The following is a 24,855-nucleotide window of genomic DNA, read 5'->3' on the forward strand; positions in this document are numbered from 1 at the left end:
CGTTTCTGTCGCAATCACGCAGGGTCACATGCGGCTTTGCAGCGCAGCCGCGACCATGAGGGCTTTCGCGTGTGACGTTCGGCAGCGCACGCAAGACGGCAGCGCACGCAAGATGACGGCGCATGCAAGACGACAGCGCGCCAGGCGCCGCGCCGTCAGAGACGGAAGTCTTCGCCCAGATACAGCCGGCGCACGTCCGGGTTGGCGATGACGTCCTCGGCGCGACCCTCCATCAGCACCTGGCCGGAGTGGATGATATAGGCCCGGTCGACCATGCCGAGGGTCTCGCGCACATTGTGGTCGGTGATCAGGACGCCGATGCCGCGCCGGGTCAGCTGGCTGACCAATTGCTGGATATCGCCGACGGCGATCGGATCGATGCCGGCGAACGGCTCGTCGAGCAGCATGAACGAGGGGCGGCCGGCGAGGGCGCGGGCGATCTCGCAGCGGCGACGCTCGCCGCCCGACAGCGCAATCGACGGCGATTTGCGCAGCCGGGTGATCTGGAACTCCTCAAGCAGCTGATCCAGCTCCTCTTCGCGCTTGCGGCGATCCGGCTGGGTCACCTCAAGCACGGCGCGGATATTGTCTTCCACCGACAGGCCGCGGAAAATGGAGGCCTCCTGCGGCAGATAGCCAATGCCGAGCCGGGCGCGGCGATACATCGGCAGGCGGGTGATGTCATAGCCGTCGAGGCCGATGACGCCCCGGTCGGCGCGCACCAGGCCCGTGATCATGTAAAAGATCGTGGTCTTGCCGGCGCCGTTGGGGCCAAGCAGGCCGACGGCCTCGCCATTGCGCACATACAGGCTGGCGCCCTTCACCACGGTGCGGCCGCCATAGGATTTCTGCAGGCCTTCCACCGACAGCACGCCGCCAGGCGCCGCCGCCAGCCGCGCGGCGTGGTCGGCGTGGCTCCAGTCCTGGTCGGTGGGCGCAACGCCCGGGGCTGTCATCGGCTCATACATCATCGGTTCCGTCTCGTGCATTGGCTGCGCCCGCTGGCCGCGCACGCCAGAGGCGACCACGCAACCGTGCGATCCGCAACCCGCGCCGCCTGGGGACAGGGGCGGCGCTGGCCAGCGCCATGTGGCGACGGCCTGTCATAACCTGCGGACGCGCCGGACATGTGGCGCGCCCAGGAGCACCGCTGTTCTCAACGCTACGCCGATTCGTGAGGCGAGGGCCTCGCAAACGCTACGCAGGCCTCTCAAACGCTACGCGGCGGTTCTCATCGCTGCGCGCGCAAATTTCCCTCGCTGCGCGGGAATTCTCATCGCTGCGCAGGAAATTCTCATCGCTGCGCGGGCTTGGCCTGCGGCTTCTGCTGCTTGTCCTCGCTGCCAGGCACCAGAAGGGCGCGGACGCGCTGACCCGGCTTGCGCTCAACCGAAGCGCGGCTATTGGCCAGATCATAGATCAGCCGGTCGCCGGTAGTGACGTTTTCGCCCTGGCTGAGCTTGGCGTTGCCGTTGAGATAAACCTTCTGCTCGGCCTTGTCATAGATCGCGTTGTCGGCGGTGGCGATCTGGTCCTTCGACACCACGGTCATCGGACCTGCGCATTCGAGCCGGCGCACGCCATTGTCGCTGGCAGAGCCCGTCGCGGCGGCGCCGGCGGGAGCAGCGCCGCCCTGGGCGTTGACGCCCTGCTCATAAAACACTGTCAGCGTCTTGCAGCGCATGGTGGTCTCACCCTGCACGGCGATGACATTACCGGCGAAGATCGCCTTCTTGTCCTTGTCAAACACGTCGAGGCGATCGGAATCGATCTTGATCGGCTCCTTGCTGTCGGCGCCGCCAAAACCGGCGAGGCCGCTGTTGGCCGCAGGCTTGGCGGGCGATGGCCGCGCCTGCGCCTCGGCCGGGCCTGCAGGCAGCGAAAAGGCGGCGGCCAGCACGGCCAACGCCGCCACGCCAGAGGCAAGGGTCAGGCCGGCGCGGCAAGGCCGGGAAGCTGTGGACGCTGTGGCGAAACGGCTCGTCATTGTTTGAAACCTGTATCCGTCGTTTCGAGGCCGCCGTGTTGCGGGGCCGTTTCACCGGTCGATGGCGCCTTTGCGCCTTTTTGCTCGCCGTTCTGCGGGTATAGCACGGTTTTAACCCGACCTTCGAACACGATCACTTTGCCATTGTCGCTGACGCGCATGGCGTCGGCGTCGACTGAGCCGCCATTGGCGGTAGTGATGCGCACTGGCTCGCTGGTGTGCATTTCACCGGCCTTGAGATTGACGCTGGCCGCCTGCAGCTTCGCCGTATCGCCATTGTCCGTGTTGACATGGACGCCGCCTGACAATTGCAGCTGTTCCGACTTCATGTCGTAGACGCCAGCGGCGGAGCGCAGATGCGTGGCGTTGTCGCCCACCGCGCCGAGCCGCGCCGTGATCTGCTCGAGCTCAACCACGCCTGGCTTGCGCACGTCCTGGGAGGCGGCCACCGACGTCACCTGATAGGGTTTGCCGTCCTTGCGGAAGCCATTGAGCTTGGGGTTCTCCATGGTCACCTTGGTGCCGCTCAGCGCGACCGGCCCCATCTCCAGACCCGCGATATTTGCCCCGGGTTTGAACAGGCTCCAGCCGATCAGTCCGGCCACCGCTGCGGCGGCGGCCACGGGGATGAGCATGCGCAGGCCGCGCACCAGCCGTGAGTGCCGCAGCGCCGCCTTGTAGGCAGCGAGGCGCTCACCGTGCAGCAGTCCTGGAGCGCGCCGCGCGGCGCCTCCCTGAACTGCGTGTGTGGCCAAAGCCATCTGGTTCATCAACTCTATCCCGCTCCGCCGCCCGCAAATTCGTCACTGGCAAATTCGCAACTGGCACATTCGTCACCAGCAAGTTCGCCACCAGCAAGCCGCGCCTCACGTTCCTGGTCTCGTCCCGCGGCGCCGCCGCGTTCACCCTGATATGGGCATGGCCGGTGCAATCGCCATGCCCCCTGCGCATATGCTGTAGGTGACTGCGCATCGCAACCATACAGCACATCGATCTTGCCAATGTGTTGTTGCACGCATTGGCATGCATCACAGCGCGCCGCCGCCTGGGCAGGCGACTGCAACCACACTGCCCGATGTAATGGGCGTATCTGGCGACAATTGGCCGCCAGAGCGTTGTGATTGCGTCACAATCGGTGAGGGAGGCAACGATTATCGCCGCTCACATATGCGCAAAAATATCCGTATCGGGCCAGCCGGCGAGGTCGAGCCGGGCGCGGGTGGGCAGAAATTCAAAGCAGGCCTGGGCGAGCGCGGCGCGGTCCTCACGCGCCAGCATGGCGTCGAGCCGCGACTTGAGCGCATGCAGATGCAGCACGTCGGAGGCGGCGTAGGCCACCTGGGCGTCCGACAGCGTCTCCGCCGCCCAATCCGATGACTGCTGCTGCTTCGACAGATCGACGCCGAGCAATTCGCGGGTCAGATCCTTGAGCCCGTGCCGGTCGGTGTAGGTGCGGGTCAGCTTCGAGGCGATCTTGGTGCAATAGACCGGCTGGGTCGCCACATCGAGATAACGCTCGAGCACCGCCAGATCGAAACGGGCGAAATGGAAAATCTTGAGCACCGCCGGATCGGCCAGCAGGCGGATCAGGTTCACGGGCGGCGGGCCGTCGCGCAAGATCTGCACCACATGGGCGTCGCCATCGCCGGCCGACAATTGCACCACGCACAGGCGATCGCGTAGCGGGTTGAGGCCAAGCGTCTCGGTGTCGACGGCCACCGACGTTCCAAACTGGACCTCAGCCGGCAGATCGCCGCGATGAACGTGATTGGTCACAGCTCCCCTCCAGGCAGGCGGCCTCCGGCCAGCGGCCGGCGACGCATGTGGTCAAGCGACGCCCGCTGACGCGTCAGGCTGATCACGCCGCCAGGCGCGCGCGTCGATGAGGACGCAGCTGGCGAGCCAAGGCGTGATCGAAGCGGGGCCGCAAAACCGTCATAGACCGGGCGATCAGCCACGTCATGCAGTTTCGCCGGTCGTGCGCGTCGCCAGCGGCGCCCGTTGCAGCAAAGGCTCAGCTTGCCCACACTGACCATGCATCCGCGCTGACCTTGCGTGTGCGGATGACCTTGCGCGCGAAGCCTGGCTCGGACAGAAGCACAGCAGATTCCACATCCATGGGGAGCCGCCGCTGTGACCGCCACTGAACCATCCGCCTTGCTCGACATCACCGGCGCCGTCGCCACCATCACCCTGAACCGCCCCAAAGCGTTCAACGCCATTGGCCTTGATGAGGCGCGCTATCTTGAGGAGCTTGGCGCCCGGATCGTCGCCAATCCGGACGTGCGGGTCGTGGTGATCCGCGGCAATGGCCCGGCCTTTTGCGCCGGCGGCGACATCCGCTGCTTCATCGCTCATCTTGACGACATCGGCACCATGGCGCGCGAATTGCTCGGCGCGCTTAACCGCTTTCTGGTCATGCTGCGCGACGGCCCATACCTCTTGCTGACCAGCGTACATGGCGCGGCGGCAGGCGCCGGCTTCTCACTGGCGGCGCTCGGCGACATTTGCATCGCCGCCGATACGGCGAAATTCACCGCCGCCTACAACAAGCTCGGCGTCACGCCAGATGGCGGCGGCTCGATCGGCATTGTCGAGCGCGTCGGGCCGCGCAAGGCGCTGGAGCTGTTCCTGGCCAGCGACAGCATCGACGCGGCGGAGGCGCTGCGCCTCGGTCTGGTCAATCAGGTGGTCGCCGCCGATCAGCTGGAGGCCGCGACCCAGGCGATGGCGCAGCGCCTGGCCAGCAATGCGCCGGAGTCGATCTTGCGCACCAAGCAACTGGTGCAGCAGGCGAGCCGCTCCCCGGCCGTGGCGCAACTCGACGCCGAGATGGAGGCCATGGTCGCCTGTATGCAGACCCAGACCTTCCGCGACGCTATCGACCGCTTCGTCAAGAAGTGAGGCGCGGCCGGACGCGCAGCGCGTGAAGCCCGTACAGTCATGACGACGGGGCCGGACATGGTCCGGCCCCCTCGTCGTTGCGCACAACGTCTCATGCCGTGTGAGGCGCGGGCGCGGGCGCGTCAGCCCGGAGCCATCCTCCGGCCCAAGTTCAGAGCCCGAGCTCCTGCAGGATCGCCCGCTTGAGCTTGTATTTCTCGATCTTGCTGGTGGGGGTCAGCGGCAGCGCGTCGACAAAGCGCACATGCGCCGGCTGCATGTATTTTGGCATCACCGCGCGGGCGTGATCGCGCAGCGCCGCTTCATCCATGACTTCGCCTTCCACCAGCTCGATGAACACCGCGATGTCTTCCTCCGAGCCTTCGCGCGCTGGCACGGGCACGGCGGCGGCGGCGCGCACCTTGTCATGGCGCTGCAGCAGCGCCTCGACCTCATAGGACGAGACGTTCTCGCCGCGCACCCGGAAGAACCCGCCCATGCGATCGACAAAGGCGTAAGCGCCAGGCAAGTCCGGCAATTGCTTCGCCGCATCGCCGGTGTGGAACCAGCAGCTGCGCAACACCCTGGCCGTGGCCTCAGGCTTGCGGAAATATTCCAGCATCATCATGCCGGGATAGCGCGGGCGGAAGGCCAGCTGGCCGACCTCGCCCGGCGGCAGACGATTGTCATCCTCATCGAGGATGGCCACCTCATAGAGCTGGTTGGGCGTGCCCATGAAGCCCTTGGGCACGGGACCTGCGCCATCAAGGATCATGCGGTCGCAGTCGCGGGCGCGGGCGCGCAGGGCGTCCTTGTCAAAGCCCTTCCACAGGCGCGGCGGCGTGCCCTGGGCGTCGCCGAACTGGTCGAGCAGGCCGGCGAAGCCGAGCCCTGATTCAGTCTGGCCAAACCCTGCGGTGACAAAATCAAAACCGAAGCGCTGCGCCACCTCGTGATGGTTCGGCGGCAGCGGCTGCATATGCACCTTGTTCAGCGTATTGGCGCGGTCGTCGTCGCGCGGCGGCGCCGACATCAGCCAGGGGACCATCACATCCAGCAGCACGCAGCAGCTGGCGCCGCATTCGTCGATGCGATCCCAGAATTTCGTGGGGCTGAACTTGTCCCACAGCCCGACGGTGTTGCCCTGCCACACCGCCCGCGCCAGCAGGAAGAAGGCGCCGCCGACGTGATACATCGGCAGATCGCAATAGATGACGTCATCCGCCGTGGTCATGCGCCGCATGATGTAAAGATAATTGTTCAGCCAGCGGAACGGCTGCAACACCCCCTTCGACGGCCCGGTGGTGCCGGAGGTGTAGACGATATTGGCCGGATCGAACGGGCTCAGCGCCAGCTGCGGCGGGGCTGTGGTCGTCGCTGTAAGTTCCGCCAGATCGCTGATCTGCAGGCGGGCGAAGGCTGGACCGAAGCTGGCCTCAGTGGCGTCGTGATCGCCGGGAGCCGGGGTGTGGACGATCAGCCGCTCGAGCGGGACCTCATCGATCACCTCCGCCAGCACGGGCGCGAAATGCGGATCGGTGATCAGCGCGAACGGATCGGTGTCCTTGAGCTGGTAGGACAGCAGCGGCGCGGTGAAGTTGAAATTCACCGGCGCATAGACGCCGCCGGCCCGCCAGATGGCGAACATCGCCAGCGCCGCCATCAACGAATTGCGCGTCAGTACGCTGACCGGGCGACCGCGCGGCAGGCCCATTGCGGCGAGGCCGGCGGCGATGGCGTCGGCGCGCTGGCGGAACTCCGCATAGGTGATGCGGATATTATCCTCGCCGTAGTGGATGAACACCTTGTCCGGCAGGCGCGCCGCGATGTCATCGAGCCGCACCAGCACCATGTCGCCTTCCGACGTCATGTCGGCGAACATTTCCTCAGGGGTCATTACAGGCTCCCTCATACCGGGCCGCGAAGATGCTGATGCATCTGCGACGTAAAATGTTCGGTCGCCGCACGGGCCTGATCAGGACCCGATGAACCATGCGCATCGGATCCTGGCGTCACGCTGCGGCTCGACGGGCTAGCTGGCGGGCGGCGTCAGCGCCGCGCGCTCACAGCTTCTTCATGGTGGGGTCGAGGGCGGTGCGCAGGGATTCGCCCAGCGTGTTGAAGGCCAGCGCCGTCAGCATGATGATCAGCCCAGGCGGATACATCTGCTCCGGGGCGATCTCCATGTTCTGATAGGCGCGGGCCAGCATGGCGCCCCAGCTTGGCTCCGGCGGCTGGATGCCGAGTCCGAGGAAGCTCAGGCTGGCCTCGGCCAGCAGCGCCGCCGCCAGCAGCAGCGTCACCTGGACGATCACCGGCTGGATGGCGTTGGGCAGCACATGGCGCAGCAGGATCTTCCACGTCGGTGTGCCAAAGCAGCGGGCGGCGTCGACATACAGCTCATTGCGCACCACCAGCGTCCGGGCGCGCACCAGCCGGGCCAGCATCGGCGAAAACACGATGCCGACGGCGATCATGCCATTGGTCAGGCCGATGCCGAGCGCGCCGGTCACGGCGATGGCCAGAACGATCGCCGGAAACGACAGCAAGCTGTCGATGCAGCGGCTGATGATTTCGTCGGTCCAGCCGCCGGCATAGCCGGCGATCAGCCCGACCGGCACGCCGATCAGCACGGCGATGGTGACGGCGAGCACGCTGGCGTAGAGGCTGGCGCGGGCGCCATAGAGCAGGCGGCTGAGGGTGTCGCGACCCAGATCGTCAGCGCCAAGCCAGTGCGCCGACGACATGGGGGCAAGGGCGGCGTCGATGTCCTGGGCGGTCGGCGAATAGGGCGCCAGCCAGGGCGCGGCGATGGCCACGACGACCATCATGAGCAGGAAGGCCAGCGCCACCGCGCCGACGCGATCGCGGCGCAGCCATTTGCCGAAGGCCGAAGGGGCGCGGGCCGGGGCGGCGGCGGGGGAAAGGGAAATGTCCGCCATCAGCCAATCCTCGGATCAAGCACGCTGTACAGCACGTCGGTGACCAGATTGACGCTGACCACGATCAGCACCATCACGAACACCACGCCCTGAACCACCGGGAAATCACGCTGGATCGCCGCATTGACGATCAGGCTGCCCATGCCGGGAATGGCGAACACCGCCTCCACCACCACGGTGGCGGCGAGCAGGCGGTTGGCGAGCAGGCTGATGACAGTCAGCAGATTGACGCTGACATTCTTCAGGCCGTGCTTCCACAGGATCGCCCCGGGGCCGACGCCCTTGGCGTGCAGGGTGCGCACCTGCTGCGACGACAGGATCTCCACCAGCGAAGAACGCAATTGCCGCGCCACCTCGGCCACGCCGCCCGAGGCCAGCGCCACCGCCGGCAGAATGGCGTGCCGCAAGGATTCCCACGGGTTCTCCGAGAACGGCACGGAGCCAGTCGCCGGCAGCCAGCCGAGGCCCAGCGCCAGCCACGCCACCAGCAGCATCGCCAGCCAGAAATTGGGGATCGCCACGCCGAGCGAGGCGATGGACATCACCAGCCGGTCGACCACGCCGCCGGGACGGCTGGCGGCGAGAATGCCCAAAGGGATGCCGATGGCCATGGCCAGCAGCAGCGCCAGGGTGACGATCAGCATGGTGTTGGGCAGGCAACGGGCGATGGAGGTGATCACCGCTTCGCCCGACAACAGCGATTTCGACAGATCGCCCTGCACCGCCTTCAGCAGCCAGCCGCCATATTGCACGAAGAATGGCTGGTCGAGCCCATACATGGTGCGGATTTCGGCGATGCGTTCGTCGGTGGCGTTGTCGCCGGCCAGCGTCACAGCGATATCGCCGGGCACCAGCTTGAGCAGGCCGAATACAATCAGGGTCGCCAGAATGACCACGGGGATGGTCTGCAGGAGCCGTCGCCGGATCATCTGGCGTTTTGCTGGAGCGAGCATTGCTATTTACCGTCCCGAAGGGGAGGGAGCGCGGGCCGGCGGCCCGCCTCCGTCACAGAACTCAGCCGAGGCTGACGAATTCAAACTTGGGTTTGCCGAGCAGGTCGGGTTTGTAGCCCTTGACCTTGGGCGACAGGGCGTCGAGCTCGAACTGGAACGCCACCGGCGCCGACAGCGCCTGGCCCATGGTGATCTGCTGGATCTTGTCGAACACCGCGGCGCGCTGCTTCAGATCCTCGCTCTCGCGGCTCTGGCGGATCAGCGTGCTCAGCTCGTCGGTGGCTTCGCGGCTGGCGTTGTAATAGGCGCCCTTGTCGAAGCCGAGCGCATAGGTCATCGATGGGTCCGGGCGCCCCGTCCACGCCGACAGCAGCATGTCATAGGCCTGGTTGAAGAAATTGGCGCTGATCTCGGCCACGGTGCCGCGGGTGAACTTCAGCCGGATACCCACCTTGCCGAGCTGTTCCTGCAACACTTCGGCGCGTCGCACGCTATCCTGGTCGGTATAGGCGCCGACGGTCAGCTCGAAGCCCTTGTCGAAGCCTGCCTCGGCCAGCAGCTGCTTCGCCTTGTCGATGCTGTGCGGATACAGCTTCGATGCGGTCTCCGACCAGGCCCAGTGCGACTTCGGCAGCGTCATGGTCGCCGGCTCGCCGAGGCCCGCCATGGTGGCGCGTACGAAGGCATCGCGATCGATGGCGAAATTGATCGCCTGCCGCACCTTGAGATTATCCAGCGGCTTGCGCTTGGTGTTGAAGTAAAACTGGATGCAATACAGTGTCGGGGCGGTGATCATCTGCAGGTCCTTGGCCCGCTCGATCACCGGCTTCAGCCGCGCCGCAAGGCTGAAGGTCATGTCATTCTGGCCGGCGACCACCGAGCGCAGGCCCGTCGCCTGCTCCGGCATGACGCTGAACTCAATGCCGTCAAGGAAGCCGCGATCCTTGCGCCAATAGGCGTCATTGCGGCTCACCACCACCTTCTGGTTGTCGGCCCAGCTGACGAATTTCCACGGCCCGGCCCCCACCGGATTACGGTCGGAGGCTGCGCCATGGGTCTTCACCGCGGTCGGCGAGATCATCATGCCGCAACGGTCCGACAGGATGGCTGGCAGCGCGCTGTCCGGGTTTTTCAGCTTCAGCGTCACCTGCAGCGGGCCGGTGACCACGACCTCGCCGACCGAGGTCAGATCGGCCTTGACGTTGGAGCGCTGGTCCTGGCGGCTGCGGTCGATGTTGAACTTCACCGCCTCGGCGTCCAGCGGCGTGCCGTCGTGGAATTTCACGTTGGGCTCGAGGTCGAGCACCATGGTTTTCGGATCAGGGAAGCTCCATTTGGCAAGGCCAGGCTTGGGCTTCAGCGTGTCGTAATCCCATTCGGTGAGCGTGTCGTAGATGGTCCACAGATAGCAGTGATCAAAGCCTGAGCCGCCAGTGGCCGGGTCGAGCGACGAGGGGTTGGTTGCGGCTGACAGACGCAGCACCCCGCCGCGCTTCGGCTCCTGCGCATGGGCCGGAAAACCTGTCAGCGCGGTGGCGCCTGCGGCGCCGACCAGAGCCAGAAAGCTCCGGCGATCAAGGTGGGCGACCGGAATCCGTAGCGGGATGTCAGCATGGGTCATCGACGTTTCCCCTCAACGTGGCGCAGGACGGGCTGAATGCCGGTCCGCAGTGAATGGCGGCGTGGGTGTGACGGGTGGCTGGTCTCGTGCGGTTGGCGTGTGTGGCGATGGTCTTGCGAAAAGCCGCGATGGGCGGCCCAGGCGCTGCGTGCTGCGTGCTGCGTGCTGCGTGCTATTGCGCCGCCATGGGCGGTCCGTCCTCCGTGGCGAAATGGCAGGCGACCCAATGGTCGGGGCGCAGCTCGCGCCACGCTGGCTCCTCGGCGGCGCAGCGTTGCTGGGCGGCGGGGCAGCGGGTGCGGAAGCGGCAGCCGCTGGGCGGCGACACCGGGCTTGGGATCTCGCCCTGCAGCATGATGCGCCGGCGGGTGCGCAGCGCTGCAGGCAACGGCATCGGCTCAGCCGACAACAGGGCCTGGGTGTAGGGGTGCAGCGGATGTTCGGCGACGGCTTCCGCCGGGCCCAGCTCCATGAAGCGGCCGAGATAGGTCACGGCGATGCGGTCGGAGATATGCGACACCACCGAAATGTCGTGGGTGATGAACACATAGGTCAGGCCAAATTCGCGCTGCAGATCGGCGAACAGGTTGAGCACGTCGCCGCGGATCGACACGTCAAGCGCCGCCACCACCTCGTCGCAGACAATGACGCGTGGCCGCAGCGTCAGCACGCGGGCGATATTGACGCGCTGCTTCTGGCCGCCGGACAATTGATGCGGATAGCGCTCGCCCGCCTCCTGCGGCAGGCCGACGCGCAGCAGCGCCTCGGTGGCGATGCGGCGGCGTTTGGCCCCATCACGTTCGCCCGCCGTCAGCAGCGGCTCCATGACGCTGTCGAGGATGGTCATACGCGGATTGAGGGCGGCGTTGGGGTCCTGGAAGACGATCTGGTAATCGCGCCGGTGCTCGCGGAACGCCCTGGCGCCCAGGGTGGCGGGGTCGACGTCGCCATGGCGGATGCGCCCCGACGTCGGCTTGAGCAGGCAGACCAGCGCCCGGCCAATGGTGGTTTTGCCGGAGCCAGATTCGCCGATCACCCCAAAGGTTTCGCCCTGGCGTACCTCGAAACTGACGCCATCGACCGCCTTCACGGTCTCAAGCCCGTTGTTGGTGGGAAAGCGGATGCACAGATCCTCAACCGTCAGCACCGCCGGGGTGGCGTCTGCGCCAGCACCTGGCGCGGGCGCGATGGCGGCTGGGGCGTTGGCGGTGCGAGGATTTGTGTTGATGACGCTGCTCATGACGCGGCTCCCTGGGGTGCAGCCATCTGTCCGGCGGCTAGCGCCGCAAGGGCGTCCGGGGTCACCGAGCCAGGCAAATCCAGCTCCGGCGCGCGCCAGCAGCGGGCGACGTGGTCGGCGGCCAGCGGCAGCAGCGCCTGCTCGCGCTCGCAGCCGGCGCCGGCCTCGGCGCAGCGCTCGCGGAAGCGGCAGCCCGCCGGCATGCGGGCCGGCGACGGCACCCGGCCCGGAATCGACGGCAGCACGCCGCGTCGGGCGCTTAGGCTGGGGAGGGAGCGCAGCAGGCCAGAGGTGTAAGGGTGGCGCGGCCGGGTCAGCACGTCATCGACCGGCGCATCCTCGACGATCTCCCCCGCATACATGGTGATCATGCGCGTGCAGGTCTCGGCCACCACGCCGAGATCGTGGGTGATGAAGATCAGCGCCGCGCCGGTGCGCTCGCACAGATCGCGCAGCAGGTCAGTGATCTGGGCCTGGATGGTCACGTCCAGCGCCGTGGTCGGCTCATCGGCGATGATCAGGCGTGGCTCGCAGATCAGCGCCATGGCGATCATGACGCGCTGGCGCATGCCGCCCGACAATTGGTGCGGATATTCGTCGAAGCGCCGCTCTGGCGCCGGAATGCCGACATTCTCCAGCGCCGCCATGGCGCGGGCGCGCGCCTCATTGCGCCGCTCAGGAAAATGCACCCGCCATGCTTCCGAAATCTGTTCGCCGACCGTGAACACCGGATCAAGCGCGCTCATCGGCTCCTGAAAGATCATGGCGATGTCACGACCACGGATGGCGCGCATGCGCCGCGGCGACAGCGTCATCAGGTCTTCGCCATCAAGGCGGATTTCGCCCTGGATCCGCGCCATCTGTGGCGGCAGCAACCGCATCAGCGACAGCCCGGTGACAGACTTGCCGCAGCCGCTCTCGCCCACGAGGCCAACCCGCTCGCCGGCCTGAAGGCTGAACGAGATGTTGCGCGTCACCGGCAGCACGCCGTCATTGGTGATGAAAGACGTCGCGAGGTTGCGAATGTCGAGCAGCGGCGTGGCGGTCTTGCTCGCCCTGTCGCCGCGCGCGGCGACGGCAGACGGCGTCGCGGTGGTTGCCGCCGTGTCGCTTGCACAATGGACGTCACGCAAATGGCCGCTCTCAGCGCCGTCGCGATGCGCCTGCACGGCAAGATGGCCAATGGTGTCAGTGTCCGCGCCGCCCGCAGCCTGGCGCGCAGCTTTGCCTCGAGCCTTGCCTGGTCGCTTGCCTGAAACCTTGCCAAACCCCTCGGCGAGCCCATGGGCGATCGCACGCCGCAGACCTGGCCATGCTGGAGAAAACGGCATACCGGCGCTGACGCCTGTCATAGGGGCCCTCCCACACGCTTGCTTGCTGGCGCTGCAATCAGGGCAAGCGCCAGCCGTGGCCGACGCGCAATGCGACGGCGCAAGGCGCGGCCCGGCCGCGCATTCTGGCGTTCTCTCCCCGGCGACATGCGCCTGCTCCAACGCAGACTTGTGCCTGTCGTCAGATTCTCAGCCCCATGGCTTGACGCCCTGAGGCCTTGTTGCTGCGCCGTAGCTCCGCGCCGGATGCGAGGCCAGCGGCCCCACGACGGCATGCGTAAAAGCGGTCGCAGGCAAGGGCGACGCATTGGCCACACCCTGCTTTTCTATTTTTTATCAGAGATGACATATTCCGGCGTGTCAATGAGGATGTGTCAACATGATGACGGATTAATGCGTCCCCCCTCGCTAGCTGCAGATCGCCCCGTCGCTGACGCGACTGGTGAAACTGTTCCGGCGCGAGGCGGCCAGGCGGCGCAAGCTGTTGAACCCAAAGCTGGAGCTGGCGTGACGCGACGTCTGGACAAGCGATATGACAGGCGTCAGGCAGGCGGACGATCGCCGGCCAGGGACGGGGACGCAATGCGCCATCGCCAGGACGCGGTCGCGCGGCGCAAAATGCTCTGGTTGGCGGCCGGGAGGATCGCCTAAATGGCTTCAGATACAGGAGAATTGCGCCGCTCAATGCGCTCCCGGCGCAGGCGCGGGTTGTTTGGGGACAAGCCCTGCCTGAGCCATCACGACCTTGCGACTGCCCCATTGGCGGGCCCCCGATGCCGACCCGCGCGCCTCCGGGGACTTGAAAGGGCCTGCGAGGGCGTACGGGGGCGAGATGCGCCACATTGGCGACGTGCGCCAGAGGCGAAGGGGCGATCGCCCAATGGCGCGGGTCCGGCGCAGCGCATGGCGTCCGGGCCCGCCCGGACGTCTCAGTCGGCGCCCTTGTCGCCGGTCTTTTCACCGGACTTTTCGCCGGTCTTCTCGCCGGTCTTTTCGCCCTTGGCGCCCTTGCTGATCTTGCTAAACAGCCGGCGGATGTCCGGATCGAGCGGGCGCGGGGCCAGATCGACGCCGGCGTCGAGGCGGTCGGCGATCTCGGTCATGGCGGCGATGCGGGCGTATTTCTTGCAATTGGCGGGAATGATCTTCCACGGGGCCCATTGCGTGTTGGTGTTGGCGAACATGTCATTGGCCGCCTGCTCATAGGCGTCCCATTTGTCGCGATTGCGGAAGTCCTCATAGCTCAGCTTCCAGCGCTTCAACGGATCGTCGAGGCGATCATGGAACCGTCGCAATTGCTCATCGGGGGTGATGTAGAGAAACACCTTGGCGATGCGCGCGCCGTCATCGGTCATCAGCCGCTCGAACTCATTGATCTCGTGATAAGCGCGGCGCCACTCCTTGTCAGACGCAAAGCCCTCGACCCGCTCCACCAGTACCCGGCCATACCAGGAACGGTCGAAGATGCAGAGCTCGCCAGTCGACGGCGCCCGGTCCCAGAAGCGCGCCATATAGTGTCGTTTCTGGTCCTGCGGTTCAGGGGCGGCGATGGGCCAGACCTTGAAGCCGCGCGGGTCCATCACTGAAGAAATCCGCCGGATGGCGCCGCCCTTGCCAGCGGCGTCCCAGCCCTCAAACGCCACCATGCCCTTGTGGCCATGGTAGAGATAGGCCTGCTGGATCTTCTCAAAGCGTTTCTGCAGCGCTTTCAGCGCCTTGTCATAGGCCTCGTCATCCAGGGTCAGGGTCATGTCGAGGTCGGAGAGGCGGGTGACTGGACCGATGGCGAGCGCGTCCCGCTCCTGCGTCGCCGACCGGTCGCCCTTTTTGCCGTTCTTCTTCTCGCCCATGGCGCGTCCTTTCTGCCAACTCAGTGCAGCCGGCGCGCCGACGGCCATGGCCGCTGCGGCGCCGCTGCTCACCCAGGGTAGGGCTGCCGCCGCGTCGGGCGCAAGGCGAAGCGCGGCCGCCCAGCAGCGCACGGGCGCAATTCAGCGCGCCAGATAGAGCGGCGTCGACAGCGCCAGCTGCACCGATGGCTTCGGCGACCACCCCAGCATCAGATTGACCGCGAACAGCCGCGCGTCATCCTTGTCGACGTGTTCGATCTCCAGCTGCACGTAAGGCGTGGTCACCGGCTTGAGCTGCAATTTCAGCGCCGACGAAATCTCGGCCCCGGCGAAATATTGCACCCCGACCTGCGCCGAGACATTGAGCTGGGCCGACGGTGACCAATAACCGCCAATATAGCCGTCATATTGCGCGCCAATATGGGCGCGGGACGCAGACACCATGGTGCGCGAGAAGCTGAAGCCGGCGGTGAGGCCACGGGTCTCGTCCTTGTCGAGGGCGTAATCAAGATCGATGCCGCCGGTCCAGCTGGTGGTGTTGACGCCGCCGAGGATCGGCTCCAGCGGGCGAGACACCGAAGCGGACAGGGTGAATGACGGCAGCAAGCCCTGCTGCTCATTCAGCGTCGCCGAGCCGCCGACGCTCCACGAACCAGATGACAGCTTGCTCCAGCGTTCTCCTGGCGTCTGGGAGGCGCTGCCGTCGATGCCGGCGTAGATGCTGATGCTGTCGGTAATGTCGATGGTCAGCGGCGCCGAGATATACAGGCCGCGCGACGTCTCGCCGCTGAGATGACGCAGATTGCGCAGGCCGAAGCCGATGACCCCGCCAGGCGTTGAACTCCATCCCGTTTCCAGATCGATGTAAGTCGTTGGCCAGGACGTCGGCGGCGCCAGCGGATTATCATCCGCGTCGTCATCGTCGTCGCTGTCGTCCGTATCGTCGGTGTTCTCGCTGTCATCGTCCTGGTCGTCGGCAGCAGCCTGCGCCGCCCGTCCGGCCTGCGCCGCCACGGGGCTGGCGTCGCGGGCAAGGGCTGGGCCAGCCAGCAAGGCCGGGCCAACAAGCAAGGCCGAACTGGCGAGGAGAGCCGCGCCGACGAGCAGCGGGCGCCATTGCGGCTGGCGCCGCATAGCCTTGCGAGGCGGCGCCATGAGGTCAGGCGGCGTCGGCGTGGCCAGGGCGCAGGCGTCGCCACAGCGGGCGGGCGACATAGGCGGTAAGCAAGACAAGGATGATCCCCAAGGCAAGGCCAAGCAGGGCGTCGAGGAGTGCGCCAGCAAGCCACAGCACTATGGGCCGCGCGTCATGCGGCGCAAGGTCGGCGATCGCCCCGGCCCACAGGCCGTGGAGATCATGGGGCAGATGCCAGCCGAGATTGTGCAGGCTGTGCTGGAAGATGCCGCCGCCCACCCACAACATGGCCACCACCCCGACCGTGCTGAGCACGGTGAGGATCACCGGCAGGCTTTTCACCATGCCCCGGCCCAGCGCCCGTGTGACGCCGAACCGCGCCCGTCGCGCCATGAACAGGCCGACGTCATCCAGTTTGACGATCACCGCCACCACGCCATAGACGGCGGCGGTGACGAACAGGCCCGCCGCCACCAGCACCAGCGCCTGCGCCCAGATTGACGGAGAGGCGATGGCGGCCAGCGCCACGGTCATGATCTCGGCGGAGAGAATGAAATCGGTCTTGATCGCGCCGCTGACCCGGGCTTCTTCCAGCGTCGCCGGATCGCCGATGCTGTCGTCGTCACCGGCGGCGTCCTCGGAGTGCGGCGCAAAGTGATGCCAGACCTTCTCCGCGCCCTCAAAACTCAGATAGGCGCCGCCAATCAGCAGCAATAGCGACACGCCCGCCGGCCACGCCCAGCTCAACAGCAACAGCGCTGGCGCCAGAAACAGCTTGTTGCGCAGGCTGCCCATGGCGATGCGGCCGATCATCGGCAATTCACGCTCGGCCCGCACGCCATGCACGTAGGCCGGCGTCACAGCCGCATCGTCGATCACCACGCCGATCGCCTTGGAGCCCGCCTTGGCGGCGTTGGCGGCGATGTCGTCGATGGACGCCGCCGTCAGGCGGGTCAGCGCGGCGACGTCGTCGAGCAGGGCGAGCAGGCCGCTCATGGGAAAGCTCCAGGGCTGCGCCGCCCCGCATTCGCCCGGCAGGGGTGACGGCTGGCAAGGGAGGCGGCGAAACGGGTCAGTAAGCCATCGATCGATGGGCGCGCGTCCGAGGGGGGTGACGAGCCTTGTCCGGTGAGGCGCCGATGCGGCCTTCGGCGCGCCATTGTGCCGAAGCTGTTGACGCAGAGGCAGCGCCCTGGCGAACACAATGGCTTGATAGCGCAGGCGCCTGTGACCGGTTCCGCCGACCCGCGCCGCCGCTCACAGCAGCAGGCGAGGATGCTCTCGCATTCACTGCGTGACATGCTCAGGCTTCGCAGGCGAGTGACCGAAGCGCGATGAGCCGGGCACACGGCGCTCAGGGTTCAGTCCGGCGCGCGCTCCGCCTCCTGCATGGTCATCACCGCCCCGATGAAAAAGCACAGTGAGCCGAGCAGCAGCCAGACATTGGCCGACCAGCCGATCCACGCCGGCTCAGACCCTGCGGGCACATAGGCCAGCGTCGACGAGATCATGAAGAACACGCAGCCGGCGAGATTGATGAACACCAGCCGCCATTGCGGGTCCGCCGGCGCCCAGCGCCAGTAGCGGTGCGCCACCTCGATAAACGCCAGATAGCCGGAGATCAGGAATAGCACCGAGCCGACAAAGCCAGGCGCCCAGATGCTGATATCCTGGGCCAGCCAGCCGGCGGGCGCATCAATGGCGTCGCCGGTGTTGAAATTGAAGGCCAGCGTGCCGAGGAACTGGCTGAAGGTGCTGATCCAGCCTGGGGCGCGCGGCCGCCAGCCGATCAGCGCCACACGGCCTGCGGGGCGGGCCTCGCCACCGTCGAAATCGCCGGCGTTGGCGGACTGGAAATGCTGCAGATAGCCGGCGATGGTGAAGGGAATTGATCCGGCGAAAAACACCAGATTGTTGACCGTCATGCTGGTCAGTGGCTGCGGCAACAGCGCCAGCACGCAGCCAAGGGCGAACAGCGCCGAGCCGAGCGCGAACAACAGGCCGATCAGCCAGTTGAACCAGCGTCGCCGCCACAGCGGCTGCGCCTGATGGCCTGCGCCGCGATCAGCTGGCGACAGGCCCTTGCGGTGATCGCGGGCCCGCCAGATCAGGTCACGCCCATGGCGGCGGATCGCCCGCAAGGTGACGAAGGGCCAGGCGCCGTGCTGCCTGGCGTGGCCACGCGGCCCGTCAGCCGTGGGCTGGTTCGCCGCCATGGCGGCTCAGGCGGCCGGGCCGCGCAGGGCGGCGGTGACGTCGCCCGCCGATTGCGCCAGCTTCGCCAGCGGCGCGACGCGCGGCGTGGTCACATCGGCCAGCGCCCCCAGGTCGATCTGGAAGAAGTTGAGGCCGGCGTAATCGCGCACGAAAAACAGTTTGCGGCCAAGGTCGCTCAGGCTGGTCCAGGAAGTGAATTCGGTGGCGTAGGCCGTGGCGCTGTCCGCCGCCAGACCCTTGACCTCCATATGGCCGCCGCCCTCGCCAGGATAGTCGATGGAGACGCCGCGCGGCCGGTCGAAATTGTTCATGATATGCGCCAGCGTCCGCAAAGCGGTGTCCGGATCGGCGGCCTTCTCGGTGTATTGCGCGTAATAGGCGGCGCGCACGAAGCGACCGACGGAGGTCGATGACGATGGCAGACCCGCCGTGGCGATGCCGGAATCCGGCTGCGTCACCTTCAGTCCACCGAAGACGCCAGTCGAGCGGTCGACATTGGTCAGGAAGCTGTAATTGTTCAGATTGGTCAGGTGCCAGTCGAAGGACGGGCCGTTGGTCATCACCCCGACCGGATTGTCGAAGACGTTCATGGCGCCCTTGTCAAACTCGATGACCAGCGAGGCGCCCGTACTGTCATGGGCCACGTAATGGAAGGGCGACACCGCGCCGCCAAGAATGGCCAGCGGCTCCAGCAGCACCGGCTGCTGCGCCAGGCCGGCGCGAATCTCCGCCACCGTGCTGAAGCTGCCGAGAATCCAGCCGCCAAGGTCCGACGCCGCCAGCGCCGCCTGGGTCATGTCGACTGACTGCCTGCCGCCCGCCGCAGGATAGGACAGCAGGCTGAAGCTGAGCCCCTGGTCGTTGAGGCCCTCGATGACCTTCAGATCATCCGGACCGAGCGGCGCTTCGGGCGTGGGCAGGCGGCCAGGAATGGTGATGGCGATGATGGTGTGGGCGCGGGTGTAGGCAACCGGCGGATGGCCCTCGACCTGCGACGTGCAGGCGACGCCTTTCGGGAAGAAGGCGATCTGGTAGGGAAGGGCCACGGTGAGCTCAAGGGTGCGCCCGAAATAGGGGCGGTTGGCGGCGTCCGTATAGATGAGGGATGTGCACATCGCGGAGAGCTCCAGACCTGCGTGACCCTGCCGCGCAGGGCGTCGAATCAATTCTCAAGGGGTACATGATCGCTGGGCGCGAGGGAATGTCACAGAACGCGACAATAGCCGACGACACAGGCGTTGATCGTCGCTTTTATTGTCAGGATGGCGTGAAGATAAACAAAGGATGGTTTGACGCAGATGCGTGGACAGTTCTGTCATAAAGCTGTCGAATTGCGCCGATCCTGGCGATATTTGGCGCTTTACATCTAGAAAGGCGAATAACTTGCGCATTTTCTTATGGCTATAACCGGGCCTTCACGCAAACACGCAGCGATCGGCCCGGCGCAGCGTCGCGCCACGCTTGCGTAGACTTGACTGTAGTCAGCGCCAGTCAGCTTCAACGCTGCGTTAGCATGGCGTCGCCTCCGCCGCCACGCGCGGCCCCGGGCGCCAGCGCCGCGCTGCGGCTTGCCGCATCCTGAGGTTTTATCTAGGTCTGGGAAGCGTCGACGGTGCAGGACGGCGCAGAGGCAACGCAGGTCTGGCGCCCTGCGCTGGCGGTGGAGGACGAGGTGCGGCGCGACGAATTTCCAGGCTGTGGCGGCATGCGCTGGCCGGCGCTGCGCATCCGGGCGGCGCGTGTCCCCCAGAGGCTTGCGCTAATGGCGCCTCTCCCCCTGGGTCTTGTCTCTCTGGCGCTTGTCTCCGTGACTCTTGGCGGTTGCGCCGGACCCACGCCCCTGGGCGCTCCCGCCATTCCGCTGTTTGATGCATTTTTTCCAGCCTGGCTGTTGTGCGCGTTTGGCGGGGTGATCGGCGCGGTGCTGGTGCGCGTCGGCTTCATCGCCATTGGCCTCGACGACATCCTGCCGGTGCGCCTGCCGGTCTATGTGGCGGTGGCCGTGATCATCGGGCTGCTGATCTCGCTCTTCGGTTTTGGCAGGTAAGGCATGGCGGACAGCGGCAAACGCAACAGGCTCATCGGCGGCGTCGCCGGGCTCATCATCATCGTCGTGGCGGTGGTGTTCGCGTGGCGCTTCATGCAGCGCGCTGACCACAATCCGCTGTCGCAGGACGCCACGCTGAGCGCCACGGCGATCCCGGTGTCGGCCAGCGTCGCTGGCCGCATCGCCCGCCTCAATGTGGCCGCCAATCAGGCGGTGGCGCAGGGCGATCTGCTGTTCGCGCTGGAAGACGAGCCTTATCGCCTCGCCCGCGACCAGGCCGCCGCCGATCTGCGTCTGGCCGAGGCGGCGCTGGCCGACCGGCGGCGGGCCATCGCCGCGGCGCAGAGCAATGCGGAAATCGCCGGGGAGCAGATCAGCCGCGCCCGCGCCAATCTGGCGCTGGCCGCCCAGACCCTCGCCCGGCTCGAGGCGCTGCGCCCCAAGGGCTATGTCAGCGCCCAGGAGGTCGACGCCGCCCGCACCGCCAGGCGCGACGCCGAGATCAGCCTGAGCCAGGCCCAGCGCCAGAAGGACGCCGCTGACGCGCTGGTCGGCGGTCTTGCCGCCGCTGAAGCGCTGGTGGAGGCGCGTCGCGCCGCCCTTGCGCTCGCCGAGCGGGCGCTGGCCAATACCCAGGTGCATGCGCCGTTCGCCGGCAAGGTGGCGGGGCTGAACGCCGGCGTCGGCGAATATGTGCTGCCGGGCCAGTCGACGTTCATGCTGATCGACACCGGCGCGTGGTTCGCCATCGCCCCCTTCGTCGAGACCGAGCTTGCGTCGATCAGCGTCGGCGATTGCGCCACGGTCTATGCGCTGGCCGACCGCAGCGTCGCCATGCGCGGCGTCGTCGACAGCATCAGCTGGGGCGTCGCCTCGGAGAGCGTGATCAATCTGCCGCGCACCCTGCCGGTGTCGCCCAAGAGCCTCGACTGGGTGCGCATCGCCCAACGCTTTCCGGTGCGCATTCGCCTGCAGTCGCCGCCAGACAATCTGATGCGCGTGGGCGCCTCGGCCACCGCCATGGTGCACCATGGCAAACGCTGCTGACGCGCCGCTGCGCATGATCGGCCAGCAAGTCTGGCGCGATCTGCAGCCCTTCGAGGGACGGCTCGGCCTGACCTGGCGGGTGGCGCTGCTGTGCGCGCTGGTGGCGGGCACGGCGATGATGCACAAGATCCCGGAATCGGCGATCAGCTGCTATCTGATCATCTTCCTGATGCGGCCAAATGGCGCCGAATGCGTCGGCCAGGCCGTCGGCCTGATCGTGCTGGTGTCGCTGCTGGTGCTGGCGCTGGCGCCGGTGATCCAGGCGCTGGCCGACACGCCGCTGTTGCGCATCGCCGTCATCGCCGGCGCCTCCTTTGTGTTTCTTTATCTGAGTTCGGCGACGCAACTCGGCGAGATCGGGGCGATCATTGGCCTCGTCATCGCCTTTATCCTGACCATGGTCGATCTGATCCCGGCTGGCGAAATCGTCACGCGTGGGCTGCTTTACGCCTGGGCGATGGCGTGCATGCCCATGGCGTGGATGGCGGTGTTCTGCCTGGTGCTCGGCACGGGCCCGCACACTTTGGTGCGGCGCAGCATCGCGGAGCGGCTGCAGGCGGCGGCCGATGTGCTGGAGCGCGACGACCGGCGCGCCGCCACCGCCATCGCAGCTGAAGGCCAGACCGAACTCGACAAGCGCATGATGATGGCGCAGCTGTTTCACACCGCGCCAAAGGCCGAGACGCGCTGGCTGGGCGGCGCCGCCGCCAGCGCCTGGCGGCTGATGTTCGCCGCGAGCGCCTTGCCCGCAGACGTGAGCGCCAGTGTGCGCCAGACGCTGGCCGACCAGTGCCGCGCCGCCGCCGCGAGCATCCGCGACCGGGGCCGGCCTTCGCCGCAAACTGCCGTGGCGGGGCATCAGGCGCCACAGGCTGGTGAGGCGCCATCGGCTGCGCAGGCCGGGCAAGCAGAGCAGCCCGCGCCTCCCCCAACCGGGGCCGAGGCCACGGTGCGCGCCATGCTTCAAGGTCTCGCGAGGCCAGACGGCGGCAGCGTGGCGCGGCCGGGCAAGGTCCCATTCATCGCTGCCGACGCCCTGAGCAATCCCGAGCACCAGCAGTTCGCGCTGAAGACCACGGCGGCTGCGCTGTTGGCCTATTTCACCTATTCGCTGCTCGATTGGGAAGGCATCGCCACGGCGATGGTCACCTGTTACGTCGCGGCGCTCGGCACCACGGGTGAAACCGCCCACAAGCTGATGCTGCGCATCTGTGGTTGCCTGATCGGCGCCGCCATCGGGGTCGGCGCTATCCTGTTCGTCGTGCCGCACCTCAGCTCGGTGGGCGGGCTGATGGCGCTGGTGTTCTGCGCCATTCTGCCCGCCGCCTGGGTGGCGATGGGCCCGGAGCGTATCTCCTATGGCGGGGTGCAGATTGGCCTCGCCTTCCTGCTCACCGTGCTCACCGGCTTTGGACCCAGCACCAGCCTCAGCGCCGCCAGCGACCGCATCATCGGCATTCTGCTGGGCAATACGCTGATCTTCGTGATGTTCACCAATTTCTGGCCGAAGAGCGCGGGCGTCGAGGTGCGGCGCCAGCTGGCCGGGGCGCTGGAGGCGCTGGCGCGGCTGGCGGCGGCGCCGCCGGGGCGACGCGAGGTCGAGGTCAATGACGTCGCAACCGTCGCCACCATGACGGCCAGAGCCAAAGAGGCGCTCGACATGACGCCGTTCGAGCCGCGCAGCCAGCGCCCGGATCCGGCGGAGGTGCGCCGGCTCTATGGCGTGGTGGAAGAGATTGCCGCGATGCTGCCTGCTGCGCTATTCAGCCCGCAGGCGCTGGATGACGTCGCCGCGCAGCTGCGCGCGGCCGCCGCCCGCCTTGATCCGGCAAGAGTCGGGGCGGACGCCGCGCCTGTTGCGACCATGCCGCCGCCGGCTGCGCCTGACCTGGTTGGCGGCCCACTTACTGGCGGCGCCGAACCCGCTGGCGCCCTGCTTGGACGCGCCGTGCAGATCGGACGCCTGGCGGCTGGAGGAGCCGGATGACCCTGTTCCGCACACGGCCTGACCGCCATGCGGTCAATCACCCATCGAGGTCCGGCTTAACCCGTCTGGTCATCCGGCGCGGGCGCCCCACCGTGGCGCTTGGCGTGATGGTGAGCCTGTCGCTAGGCCTGATGCTCGGCGGTTGCGCGACCGACGCGCTGACATCGGCGCCGGCTGATCCGTCGCGACCATGGACGCCACAAGGCGGGCAGGCGGCGGCCAGCGGCAAGGATTTTTCTGTCCCCGCCAATCCGGCTGTGGCCGAGATCGAGGCGGCGCCGCAGGCGCGCAGCGACCGGCCCTATAGCCTGCCCGAACTGATCGACCTCGCCCAGTCGCACAACCCCGCCACGCGCCTCGCCTGGCAGCAGGCGCGCCAGGCGGCGCTGTCCCAGGGGCTGGTGGAGGCGACCTTCCTGCCGGTGATCTCGGCCAATGTGGTCGGCGGCCGCCAGCGGGTGCAGGCGGGTCTGGACGATAACCCGCTGCCTGGCGTGCTGCGCGCGCCGACGACCACCGTGGGGGGCGTCACTCCCGCGGTGTCGGTGCAATGGCTGCTGTTCGACTTTGGCCAGCGCAGCGCCCTGCGTGATGCGGCGAAGCACAACGCCACGGCGGCCAATGTGCTGTTCAATGGCGCGCATCAGAAGATCATCTTCGACGTCACGCGCGCCTATTTCCTGTATGGCGCGGCGCGCAGCCGCACGCGCATCGCCGGCCAGACCCTCGCCAACGCCCGCGAGATCGAGGCGGCGGCCCAGGCGCGTATGAGCAATGGGCTCGGCAATACCGTTGAAGTGGCCCAGGCCAATCAGCAGGCGGCGCAGGCCCGCTTCAATCTGGTGCAGGCCCAGGGCAATGAGAGCGCGACCTACCAGGCCCTGCTCGGGGCCATGGGCATCTCGCCCATGACCAAACTGCAAATCCGCGACGCCAGCGGCCGCGCGCTGGCGGCGAAGTTCGAGGCGCCCACCGAGGCCGCCATCAAGGAGGCGCTGGCGCGCCGTCCCGACGTGCTCGCCGCCTATGCCGCCACACGGGCGGCGCGGGCCGGCGTCAAGGCGGCGCAATCGGAGTTCATGCCAAAGGTGTTTGTGAGCGGCGTCGCCGCCAGCGGCAGCAGCAGCCTGAGCACCACCGGCCTGCCGAGCATCGGCCAGCAGGGGTCGACCACAGGGTTCCTCGTCGGGGCGACCATGCCGCTCTATGACGGCGGCCTGCGCGCCGCGCAATTGCAGAAGGCCGAGTCGCTGGCCGATTCCAGCGACACCATCTTCAACCGCGTTCGCGCTGATGCGGTGCGCGAGATCATCGTGGCGGCGGACGCCCTGCGCTCGGCGCTGGCCTCCTATCGCGCCGCCTCGGCGCTGGCCGCCGCCGCCAACACCACCTGGCAGGCCGCCTCTGCCTCCTATCGGGCTGGAACCGGCTCGATCACCATCGCCGCCGCCGCCGACAACGGCCTGCTCACCGCCCGCCAGGCCCAGGCCGACGCCCACGCCGCCTCGCTGGTGGCCGCCGCCAACCTCGCCTTTGTGCTCGGGGCGATGAACTCCGGCGACACTGCCTCCGGCCTGCTGGCGCGATAGGGACCGGCCGCGCCGACGCATTCGCG

The 24,855-nt window shown here is 67.2% G+C and carries 21 protein-coding genes; 6 read left to right on the top strand and 15 right to left on the bottom strand.

Annotated features, from left to right (window positions below; translation table 11 throughout):
• Positions 1-155: 155 nt before the first annotated feature.
• The 4 genes from lptB to AC6A67_RS15130 form a co-directional block, all read right to left on the bottom strand.
• Complete coding sequence (lptB, locus tag AC6A67_RS15115; RefSeq protein ID WP_498037386.1) at positions 156-989, bottom strand: LPS export ABC transporter ATP-binding protein; 834 nt, start codon at positions 987-989, stop codon at positions 156-158.
• Positions 990-1,294: 305 nt separating this feature from the next.
• Positions 1,295-1,987: a lipopolysaccharide transport periplasmic protein LptA gene (gene lptA / locus AC6A67_RS15120; protein WP_498037387.1), complete on the bottom strand. Its 693-nt coding sequence runs from the start codon at positions 1,985-1,987 to the stop codon at positions 1,295-1,297.
• Entirely contained in the window at positions 1,984-2,757 is a 774-nt protein-coding gene (lptC, locus tag AC6A67_RS15125; RefSeq protein ID WP_498037388.1) for an LPS export ABC transporter periplasmic protein LptC, read from the bottom strand. Before lptC ends, lptA begins: the two co-directional genes overlap by 4 nt.
• A 391-nt stretch (positions 2,758-3,148) precedes the next feature.
• Positions 3,149-3,763, bottom strand: a complete 615-nt coding sequence (locus tag AC6A67_RS15130; RefSeq protein ID WP_498037389.1) for a ribonuclease D — start codon at positions 3,761-3,763, stop codon at positions 3,149-3,151.
• 357 nt (positions 3,764-4,120) lie between these two features.
• Between AC6A67_RS15130 and AC6A67_RS15135 the strand changes: the two genes are divergently transcribed.
• The gene (locus AC6A67_RS15135) at positions 4,121-4,891 is read left to right on the top strand and encodes an enoyl-CoA hydratase/isomerase family protein (protein WP_498037390.1); all 771 of its coding nucleotides are present in this window, start codon (positions 4,121-4,123) and stop codon (positions 4,889-4,891) included.
• Positions 4,892-5,042: 151 nt separating this feature from the next.
• Here AC6A67_RS15135 and AC6A67_RS15140 read toward each other — a convergent pair whose 3' ends face one another.
• From AC6A67_RS15140 to AC6A67_RS15165, 6 genes are all read right to left on the bottom strand, one after another.
• Positions 5,043-6,767 (bottom strand): class I adenylate-forming enzyme family protein, encoded by a 1,725-nt coding sequence (locus AC6A67_RS15140; RefSeq protein ID WP_498037391.1) that lies wholly within the window; start codon positions 6,765-6,767, stop codon positions 5,043-5,045.
• A 166-nt stretch (positions 6,768-6,933) separates the two neighbouring features.
• On the bottom strand, positions 6,934-7,812 hold the full coding sequence (locus tag AC6A67_RS15145; protein ID WP_498037392.1) for an ABC transporter permease: 879 nt from the start codon (positions 7,810-7,812) through the stop codon (positions 6,934-6,936).
• Positions 7,812-8,765: an ABC transporter permease gene (locus AC6A67_RS15150; protein ID WP_498037393.1), complete on the bottom strand. Its 954-nt coding sequence runs from the start codon at positions 8,763-8,765 to the stop codon at positions 7,812-7,814. Before AC6A67_RS15150 ends, AC6A67_RS15145 begins: the two co-directional genes overlap by 1 nt.
• 61 nt (positions 8,766-8,826) lie before the next feature.
• Entirely contained in the window at positions 8,827-10,386 is a 1,560-nt protein-coding gene (locus AC6A67_RS15155) for an ABC transporter substrate-binding protein (protein ID WP_498037394.1), read from the bottom strand.
• Positions 10,387-10,558: 172 nt separating this feature from the next.
• Positions 10,559-11,626 carry an ABC transporter ATP-binding protein gene (locus tag AC6A67_RS15160; protein ID WP_498037395.1) on the bottom strand — a complete coding sequence of 356 codons (1,068 nt, stop codon included), beginning with the start codon at positions 11,624-11,626 and terminating at the stop codon, positions 10,559-10,561.
• A complete protein-coding gene (locus AC6A67_RS15165) occupies positions 11,623-12,660 on the bottom strand; it encodes an ABC transporter ATP-binding protein (protein ID WP_498037571.1) in 1,038 nt (345 codons plus the stop codon). Before AC6A67_RS15165 ends, AC6A67_RS15160 begins: the two co-directional genes overlap by 4 nt.
• 99 nt (positions 12,661-12,759) lie before the next feature.
• Between AC6A67_RS15165 and AC6A67_RS15170 the strand changes: the two genes are divergently transcribed.
• The gene (locus tag AC6A67_RS15170; protein WP_498037396.1) at positions 12,760-12,882 is read left to right on the top strand and encodes a hypothetical protein; all 123 of its coding nucleotides are present in this window, start codon (positions 12,760-12,762) and stop codon (positions 12,880-12,882) included.
• Between the two features lie 1,004 nt (positions 12,883-13,886).
• Here AC6A67_RS15170 and AC6A67_RS15175 read toward each other — a convergent pair.
• The 5 genes from AC6A67_RS15175 to AC6A67_RS15195 form a co-directional block, all read right to left on the bottom strand.
• Entirely contained in the window at positions 13,887-14,807 is a 921-nt protein-coding gene (locus AC6A67_RS15175) for a polyphosphate kinase 2 family protein (RefSeq protein WP_498037397.1), read from the bottom strand.
• A 141-nt stretch (positions 14,808-14,948) separates the two neighbouring features.
• Positions 14,949-15,962 carry a hypothetical protein gene (locus tag AC6A67_RS15180; protein ID WP_498037398.1) on the bottom strand — a complete coding sequence of 338 codons (1,014 nt, stop codon included), beginning with the start codon at positions 15,960-15,962 and terminating at the stop codon, positions 14,949-14,951.
• Between the two features lie 4 nt (positions 15,963-15,966).
• On the bottom strand, positions 15,967-16,938 hold the full coding sequence (locus tag AC6A67_RS15185; protein WP_498037399.1) for a DUF808 domain-containing protein: 972 nt from the start codon (positions 16,936-16,938) through the stop codon (positions 15,967-15,969).
• 365 nt (positions 16,939-17,303) lie between these two features.
• The gene (locus AC6A67_RS15190; RefSeq protein ID WP_498037400.1) at positions 17,304-18,158 is read right to left on the bottom strand and encodes a hypothetical protein; all 855 of its coding nucleotides are present in this window, start codon (positions 18,156-18,158) and stop codon (positions 17,304-17,306) included.
• A gap of 6 nt (positions 18,159-18,164) precedes the next feature.
• Positions 18,165-19,274 (bottom strand): linear amide C-N hydrolase, encoded by a 1,110-nt coding sequence (locus AC6A67_RS15195; RefSeq protein WP_498037401.1) that lies wholly within the window; start codon positions 19,272-19,274, stop codon positions 18,165-18,167.
• Between the two features lie 497 nt (positions 19,275-19,771).
• Here AC6A67_RS15195 and AC6A67_RS15200 point away from each other — a divergent pair, with 497 nt between their 5' ends.
• From AC6A67_RS15200 to AC6A67_RS15215, 4 genes are read left to right on the top strand one after another with little or no spacing between them, the layout of a single operon-like run.
• A complete protein-coding gene (locus AC6A67_RS15200) occupies positions 19,772-20,206 on the top strand; it encodes a hypothetical protein (RefSeq protein ID WP_498037402.1) in 435 nt (144 codons plus the stop codon).
• Between the two features lie 3 nt (positions 20,207-20,209).
• Positions 20,210-21,253 carry a multidrug transporter subunit MdtN gene (gene mdtN / locus AC6A67_RS15205; RefSeq protein WP_498037403.1) on the top strand — a complete coding sequence of 348 codons (1,044 nt, stop codon included), beginning with the start codon at positions 20,210-20,212 and terminating at the stop codon, positions 21,251-21,253.
• Positions 21,237-23,240 (top strand): FUSC family protein, encoded by a 2,004-nt coding sequence (locus tag AC6A67_RS15210; protein ID WP_498037404.1) that lies wholly within the window; start codon positions 21,237-21,239, stop codon positions 23,238-23,240. The genes mdtN and AC6A67_RS15210 overlap by 17 nt, the downstream gene beginning before the upstream one ends.
• A complete protein-coding gene (locus tag AC6A67_RS15215) occupies positions 23,237-24,829 on the top strand; it encodes a TolC family protein (RefSeq protein ID WP_498037405.1) in 1,593 nt (530 codons plus the stop codon). Before AC6A67_RS15210 ends, AC6A67_RS15215 begins: the two co-directional genes overlap by 4 nt.
• The last annotated feature ends 26 nt before the right edge of the window (positions 24,830-24,855 follow it).

The organism is Camelimonas sp. FR25, assembly GCF_059740505.1.